This is a genomic window from Nitratidesulfovibrio oxamicus, from assembly GCF_015731765.1.
GTDB lineage: Bacteria > Desulfobacterota > Desulfovibrionia > Desulfovibrionales > Desulfovibrionaceae > Cupidesulfovibrio > Cupidesulfovibrio oxamicus.
The window spans coordinates 1-6,739 of record NZ_VRYY01000092.1 but is presented as its reverse complement, the minus strand read 5'-3'; the positions used below and the strand labels follow the sequence as shown (position 1 = coordinate 6,739).

The following is a 6,739-nucleotide window of genomic DNA, read 5'->3' as shown; positions in this document are numbered from 1 at the left end:
GCGCGCGTGGGGGGAAAAGCCCGGCGCGATGGCGCGGCTGGCCTCGGCCCAGGTGGCGCGCAGCCGGGCATCACCCAAGACTGTGGTCAGGGCGCTTGCCAGCGCGGGCACGTCGCCGGGCGGCACCAGCAGGCCGTTGCCCCGTACCAGTTCGGGCACGCCGCCCACCTGCGAGGCAATGACCGGCAGGCCGGAGCAGATGGCCTCCAGCAGGGTGTTGGGCATGGATTCGGACAGCGAGGGCAGCACGAAGGCATCGAGCAGTTGCAGGTAATCGGCCACGCAGTTGCTGTGTTCCACCAGCCGGACGCGGTCCGTGATGCCCAGTTCCGAGCACAGCGGCTGCCAGCGACTGGGGGTGACGCCCACCACGACCAGATGCGGGGTGCCGCTGGCGGGCGTGCCGTCGGTTTGCTCACCGCTCTGGTTGCTGTCCGGCCCACCGTGCTGGGCACCGTGCGGGACGCAAGCCAGCGCAAAGGCTCGCAGCAGCGGGGCCACGCCCTTCACGTCCTTGTCTCCGGCCACGCAGCCAAGCAGCGTGGAGCCTGCGGGCATATCCAGTTCCGCGCTCACGGCGTCCGCTCCGCGTCGGGGCACCAGCCGCGCGGCGGGAATGCCGTTGTGGATGACCGCAAGGCGTCGCTCCCCCACGCCCATGCCGCGCAATACCTTGGCGCAGGCATGCGAATTGGCCACGAAGGCGTCCAGCCCAGGCGACCAGTAGGTCAGCGGGTTGCCGGGGCGGTAGACCACCCCTCGGTAGCCCACGCAGACCACGCCGCGCCGCCGCCAGAACAGCCCGTGCCAGGCCAGGCGTTTCACGGCCTTGTTGTGGAAGGCCTGCACGATGCAGGGGCCGTGGCCCGGCGCGGGCATGGCCGCCTCCAGCGCGTCCTTCCACTTGCCGGGCGATTCGGGCAGGTCGGCCCAGGGCATGGTGTCCGACAGGGTGCGCAGCGTTGAACCGGACGGGGTGAAGAATATAACCTGATGGCCGCGTCCGATCAGGCCTTCGGCAAGGTACAGGGCCTGGCGGGCGCCGCCGCTGCGGGTGGAAGACGAGGTGACGAGAAGTATGCGCATTTACGTGCGGGGGGTGGGGTGTTGCAGCAGGCGGTGGTACAGGGCGCGGGTGCGGTCGGCCATGGCCTGGATGGAAAAATGTGCGCGCAGCCGGGCCGGGTCGGGGCGCGGGGCGGCCAGTGCGGCGGCCAGTTCGTGTGCGGGGTCGCAGCCTTCGGTGATGAAGCGGAAACCGTCGTACCATTCGGCCATTTCTTCCAGCGTGTCGGTGCGGATGGCCACGATGGGCATGCCGAACGAGGCCGCTTCCAGCACCGCGCCGGGCATGCCTTCGGACCCTGGAGGCGAGGTGAAGAGGAAGGCGTCGAAGATGTTGTAGTAGTCGCCGGGGTGCGGGGTTTCACCGGGGAAGATCACCTTGTCGGCAATGCCCAGTTCCGCCGCCTGGCGGAGCAGCCCTTCGGCGTGGCCCGCCTCTCCCCCCACGATGACGAAGACCATGTCCGGGTTCCGGGCCAGGGCCTTGGCGGCCATGGACAGCAGCATGTCCAACCGCTTGCAGCCGGTGATGCGCCCCACGTTGCCGATGACGCGCGCCTGGGGCGGAATGCCCAGTTCGGCCCGCAGTTGTCGGGCGTCCTTGCGCGGGGCCAGCGCCGAAAAGTCCACCCCGTTGTGCAGTACCTCGAACTTGGCGGCCGCAAGGGGCATCTGGGCCGCGAAGTAGTCGCGGCTCTCGCGAGAGACATGTAGCACCCTGGTGGACAGGGTGCGGTGGATGAGCATTTCCTCGATGCGTTGTTTGGCGCGGTGGGCGGGATTTTCGTACCAGTGGCTTTTTAGCGTGTGGATCTGTCCGATGCGCACGGGCGTGCCCGCCAGCGCCCCGGCCAGCGCACCGGTGACATTGGCGGAAAAGGAGTGGTTGTGCAGCACCGAAGCGCCGTGCCCGCGCAGCAGCCGCGCCAGACGGGCGATGCCTGCGGGGCTCCATTTGGTGGGGATGGGCAGGTGGTGCACCCGCACTCCCTTGTCGGCCAGTTCCGGCGCAAAGGCGCCCGGCGTGCGGTAGGTGACCACGTGCACCTCGAATTCGTCGAGCAGAAGGGGCAGCACGGCCCGCAAGCGCGAGGCGACGCCGCCGTAGTGCAGGCTGTTGGTCAGGCGAAAGACGACGGGGCGCGTGTGCATGGACGGGATACTTCCGGCGAGGGGCCGGGGGTTGGGCATTTGGGGTGCGGTACACGGTACACCCGGATACGTGGCATGCCGCAGGTGCAAGTGGCGTCAGGAGGCGGAGCGTGCCTGGCCAGTCTGGCCTGCCTTGGCGGTCAGATCGGCCAGCCATGCTTCCAGTTCGCGGGCCTTGCCGTCAAGCTCGCAGCGGGCGGCGCATGCCTGGCGGGCGGCGTGCTTCATTTCCAGCAGCTTCTCATCCGGCAGGGTCAGCGCCTTGCGCAGCATTTCCGCGAATTCAGCCGGTCCTGCGGCATAGGGCAGCAGCCAGGGCAGCAGTTCCGGGGTGTATACCTCGCGTACGCCGCCCACGTCGCGGGCCACGGGCAGCACCCCCTGGGCCAGCGCCTCTTGCAGGGTGTTGGGCAGGCCTTCGCTCAGCGAGGCCAGCAGGAACACGTCGGCGCGTTCCAGCAGTTCCGGCACCCTGGTGGTGAAGCCGTGCCAGCGGATGCGGTCGGCAATGCCCAGCGAAACGGCAAGATCTTTCAGGTACGCTTCGTGCGAGCCGGTGCCCGCCACGTCCAGTTCGAAGGGAATGTCCAGGCTGGACAGGGCGCGCAGCAGCGTCTCGTGGCCCTTGTCGGGGTTCAGTTGCTGCGTGGCCACCAGCCGCCGGGGCGTGGAAACGGACAGTGGCCCGGTGGCCACCCGCTTGGCCGTGAGCACCACGTGCAGGTCCTCTGCCCGCAGGTATGGCAGGCTGGTCAGGAATCCGTCGGCTATGTACTGGCACGAGCAAAGGAACCTGGGGGCGATCCAGGCGTGCAGCAGGCGTGTCTTGAGGCGGTGGGGAATGTCGCCGGGCAGGCCGATCTGCTGGACCACGGGAATGTTCAGCAGGCGCGCGGCAACCCCGGCGGTGGCAAGGTCCTTGCCGATGTTGGTGATCACCACATCGGTGCGGTGCTCGCTGAACCGGCGGCGGAACCAGGCGATGGTGGCCGGGTTCAGGTCGAATCCGAACGTGGCGGATTCTCCATGCCCCACGCGGCGTTTCGCCTCGTCCACGAAGGCCTGCTGGCGTCCGTAGACGCGCACGTCATGTCCGTAGCTGGAGAGCCGTTCGGCGAAATCGAGTATCCAGGTCTTCACGCCGCCCCATTTGCGGGTGCTGTTGACGAAAGCGATGTTCATGAGAGGTTCCGGGTTTCGCGGGATGGTGCGCCCACGGGTGAAGCAAGGGGGGAGGCGGCATTGTTGCCGGCATTGGTGGCGGCATTGACGACGGCGCCGATCATTACGCCCAGATGGCCCATGGATACGGCCATCCACCACGTGCGCAGGAAGTCGTGCGCGAACAGCGCCTCCACCAGGTAGCACAGCCAGCCGGCCAGGAAGAACGCCGCCATGGTCCACATGTCGTATGTGGCGCCGGGGCGCGGGACGTTGCGGTGTATCCGCCGCAGCCCCCAGGCCAGCATGCCGAACAGAAAGACCATGGCGATGACGAAACCCGCCACGCCCGTGTCCACCAGAAACTGGATGTACACCGAGTGGGGGTGCTGAATGCTTGATGAATTGATGACCGGTTGCAGTCCCAGCGCCTTGAACGCCGGGCCGAACATGCCCATGCCCCACCCGGTCAGGGGGCGGGCCTGGATGACTTGCCACGCAATGTCCCACAACTCGATGCGCCCGTCGCGCATGGCGGTTTCCAGCGTGATGCGCTTTGGCCCGAACAGCATGGCCAGGATGCCGATGCCCACGGGCACCAGCAGGTACACGGGCTTCGGGCGCGTGAACAGGTACCACAGCAGGAACAGGGCGGCGGCGACACCAAGGTAGCCGCTGCGGGCCTGGGCGAATATCCACAGGTAGATGCCCGGCGAGAGCAGCAGCACTACGGCGGCGGCCCTGCACCATGCGGAGCGGGTTCGGGGCAGCATGGCCCACAGGCCGAAGGCGGGCACCAGGATCAGCGCCATGTAGTCGCCCACGCGGTAGGTGGACATGGAGCCGGTGAGGCGCCCATACATGATGGCCGTGCCCTTGATGAGGTCGTGCCCGGTGATGTGCTGGTAGACGCCGTCCAGCCCCTGGAAGATGGCCGCCAGCGCGAAGGCACAGACCAGGCGGCGCATGTCGCGCATGTCGCGCGCGCATTCCATGGCCACAAAGGGCAGGGCGAAGCCCTTCCAGACGTTGGGCAACACGTAGACAAGGCTCTGGCGCGGGTCCAGCGACAGGGCGGTCTTGACGCAGATCAGGCCGTAAAAGACCACGAACAGCCACTTGAGCGGAAAGCGGCGCAGGGTGGATTGCCGGTACCCCCAGTAATGATAGGCGAACAGGGCGGCCAGGCAGAGGATGGGACCGGCTTCCCGGAATGCCTGCCCCATCGAAAAGGTGATTGCGGACAGCCAGAACAGCCAGAACAGCACCGTACGCGCCCATTCCGCCTTTTGCGGGTCCGGGGCGGCCCGGAAGACGCGCAGGGCGGCGGCCACGCGGGGCACGGTGATGCGGGGGCAGATGTTGAACATGTGGGATCCCATACCCCAACCGGCGGATTGCTGGAAGTGTTGCATGTGCATGGCGGCAGGCGTGCGTAGGTGAGGGGGTTACCGGGCCTGCCCGGCAAGGTCTTGCGCCAGCAGGTTTGTATAGAAGGCCAGCAGGCGTTCCGCGTAGCGCGGCATGGTGAGCGGTTCGATCACCCGATGCGCGGCTTCGGAAAGCCGGGCCCGCAGCGTGTCGTCACGCAGGATGGAAAGCAGCTTGGCCGCGATGTCGCCGGGTTCGGTTTCGCACACCAGCGAGGCCTCGGCCGCCACCTCAAGCGAAGGAACGTGGCGCGAAACCACGCACGGCAGGCCGCAGTACAGGGCCTCCATCTGGGCGATGGGAAAGCCCTCGAAATCCGAGGGCATGGCAAAGATGTCCGCCGCGCGGAAAAAGGCGGCCACGTCCTGGCGGAACCCCGTCAGCACCACATGCCCGGCAAGGCCCAGGCTGTCGCGCAGCGCCTCCAGACGGGGGCGTTCCACCCCTTCGCCCACCAGCACCAGCGACGCGGGCATGTGCTGGTCGTGCAGGATGCGCACGGCCCGGATGAGCAGGTCCAGGTTCTTCTGCCGCACATACCGGCCCACCGAAAGGATGACCGGGGCGGAGACGCCGAAGGCGGCCTTCAGGTCCAGCGGCGGCATGTCGCAGCGTTTCGGGTCGATGGCGTTGTAGAAGACCTGCACCGGCCTGCCCGCCCGGTTGTGGTCGGCGGCGACCACGTCGGCCACGGCCCTGGATACCGCCAGGTACGCGGTGGTGGCGTGGGAGAGCAGCTTGTCGGAAAGCCTGCGGTGCAGCCGTTTTTCACGCTTGACGTTGTGCAGGTGGGTGACCACGGGAATGCCCAGGCCCAGCGCGGCAAGGCGCCCGTGGTGATTGGCGCTGATGTGCATGGTGTGGATGACGTCGGGGGCGTAGTCGCGCAGCATGGCGCGCAGGCGCAACGTGGTGTCCAGCCTGTGCGAGGCGATGGCGCGGATGCCGGAACCCACGGAGCGCACGTCGAGCCCCTGCTCGACGAAGCGGCCATGCATTTCGCCCGTGCCGGACAGGTTGAAGATGCGTGCTTCGGCAAGACCGCTGCGACGATATTCCGCCGCAAGGTCGCACAACCACGTTTCCACGCCGCCGAAGGGCAGTCCGCCGACGATATAGGCGATCTTCATCCTGATGCTTCCGGCTGAGGGTTCCGGGGCGTTGCGGCGCGCCTGCCAGTCGTGTTCGGCCAACGCACCTGACGTCATGCCTGCCGATGAATGCGCAAGGCCCGCAACAACCGCGTGTTCGAGGCGGCGCTTTCGCGGGGCAGCCCGTTCCGCGCGGAGGGGCGAATGCTGAAAGCTCCTACTCGCAGCCTGTCGCATGGTCAAGGATTACCAAGGCACGGCAGGGTGCGGGAGTTTGCGATGCCCTTGCAGGGGCAGGGGGGCGAACCCTCACTGTGGGCGAAGGCGCATGCCGCCCTTGCCTTTGCCTGTTGCGGGAAGCCATGGGGCGCAATCGGCGCCACCCGTGTTCCTTCAGTTGATAAAGCTTAAGGTTGCGGGTACAAGGTGCAAATGTCCGCCCGGCGCATACTATTCCTCGCTCCGGCCACCGCCGTGACCCGAATCTTCCCCAAGCTGCGCGATGCGGGGTTCGAGGTCGGCATTGCCGAGAACCTCAAGGGTGCCTCCGCCTTCATCCGCAAGTCCGGCCCGGCCGTGATCTTTTCACGGCCCAGCCTGCCCGGATACAAGGTGGACGACCTGCTCGCCGTGGGCGCTGACGACTCCGCGTTTCCCCCTGTCATCGTGTTTGCCGAAAAGGGCTCGGCGGAAGAGGCCGAACGGTGCCTGTCACTGGGCGCCCGCGACTACTGGCTTGAACCGCTGCTGTTCGAGAAGGTGGTGGCGGCGTTGCCCGCGCCGCGCCGCGCCGCGGCGCCCGTGCCCCCTTCGTCCACCCTGGGCGGTCGCACGCCGGA

5 protein-coding genes and 1 pseudogene are annotated in these 6,739 nt (G+C 67.5%); 1 reads left to right on the top strand and 5 read right to left on the bottom strand.

What is annotated here, in order from left to right; translation table 11 throughout:
• From FVW20_RS04275 to FVW20_RS04255, 5 genes are all read right to left on the bottom strand, one after another.
• A partial coding sequence (locus FVW20_RS04275; RefSeq protein ID WP_196608434.1) for a glycosyltransferase family 4 protein occupies positions 1 to 1,086 on the bottom strand: 1,086 nt, incomplete at its 3' end.
• On the bottom strand, positions 1,087 to 2,217 hold the full coding sequence (locus FVW20_RS04270) for a glycosyltransferase (protein WP_196608433.1): 1,131 nt from the start codon (positions 2,215 to 2,217) through the stop codon (positions 1,087 to 1,089).
• Between the two features lie 96 nt (positions 2,218 to 2,313).
• Positions 2,314 to 3,399: a glycosyltransferase gene (locus FVW20_RS04265; protein WP_196608432.1), complete on the bottom strand. Its 1,086-nt coding sequence runs from the start codon at positions 3,397 to 3,399 to the stop codon at positions 2,314 to 2,316.
• Positions 3,396 to 4,748 carry an O-antigen ligase family protein gene (locus tag FVW20_RS04260; RefSeq protein ID WP_231038853.1) on the bottom strand — a complete coding sequence of 451 codons (1,353 nt, stop codon included), beginning with the start codon at positions 4,746 to 4,748 and terminating at the stop codon, positions 3,396 to 3,398. The genes FVW20_RS04265 and FVW20_RS04260 overlap by 4 nt, the downstream gene beginning before the upstream one ends.
• Positions 4,749 to 4,826: 78 nt before the next feature.
• Positions 4,827 to 5,939, bottom strand: a complete 1,113-nt coding sequence (locus tag FVW20_RS04255) for a glycosyltransferase (protein ID WP_196608430.1) — start codon at positions 5,937 to 5,939, stop codon at positions 4,827 to 4,829.
• A 393-nt stretch (positions 5,940 to 6,332) separates the two neighbouring features.
• Here FVW20_RS04255 and FVW20_RS04250 point away from each other — a divergent pair.
• Positions 6,333 to 6,739 (top strand): annotated as a pseudogene (locus FVW20_RS04250) (response regulator); the annotation flags it as partial.

Excerpts from the sequence above, each read along its gene's own strand:
- FVW20_RS04270 (WP_196608433.1), bottom strand. The coding sequence starts at position 2,217 with ATGCACACGCGCCCCGTCGTCTTTCGCCTGACCAACAGCCTGCACTAC.
- FVW20_RS04265 (WP_196608432.1), bottom strand. The coding sequence starts at position 3,399 with ATGAACATCGCTTTCGTCAACAGCACCCGCAAATGGGGCGGCGTGAAG.
- FVW20_RS04260 (WP_231038853.1), bottom strand. The coding sequence starts at position 4,748 with ATGTTCAACATCTGCCCCCGCATCACCGTGCCCCGCGTGGCCGCCGCC.
- FVW20_RS04255 (WP_196608430.1), bottom strand. The coding sequence starts at position 5,939 with ATGAAGATCGCCTATATCGTCGGCGGACTGCCCTTCGGCGGCGTGGAA.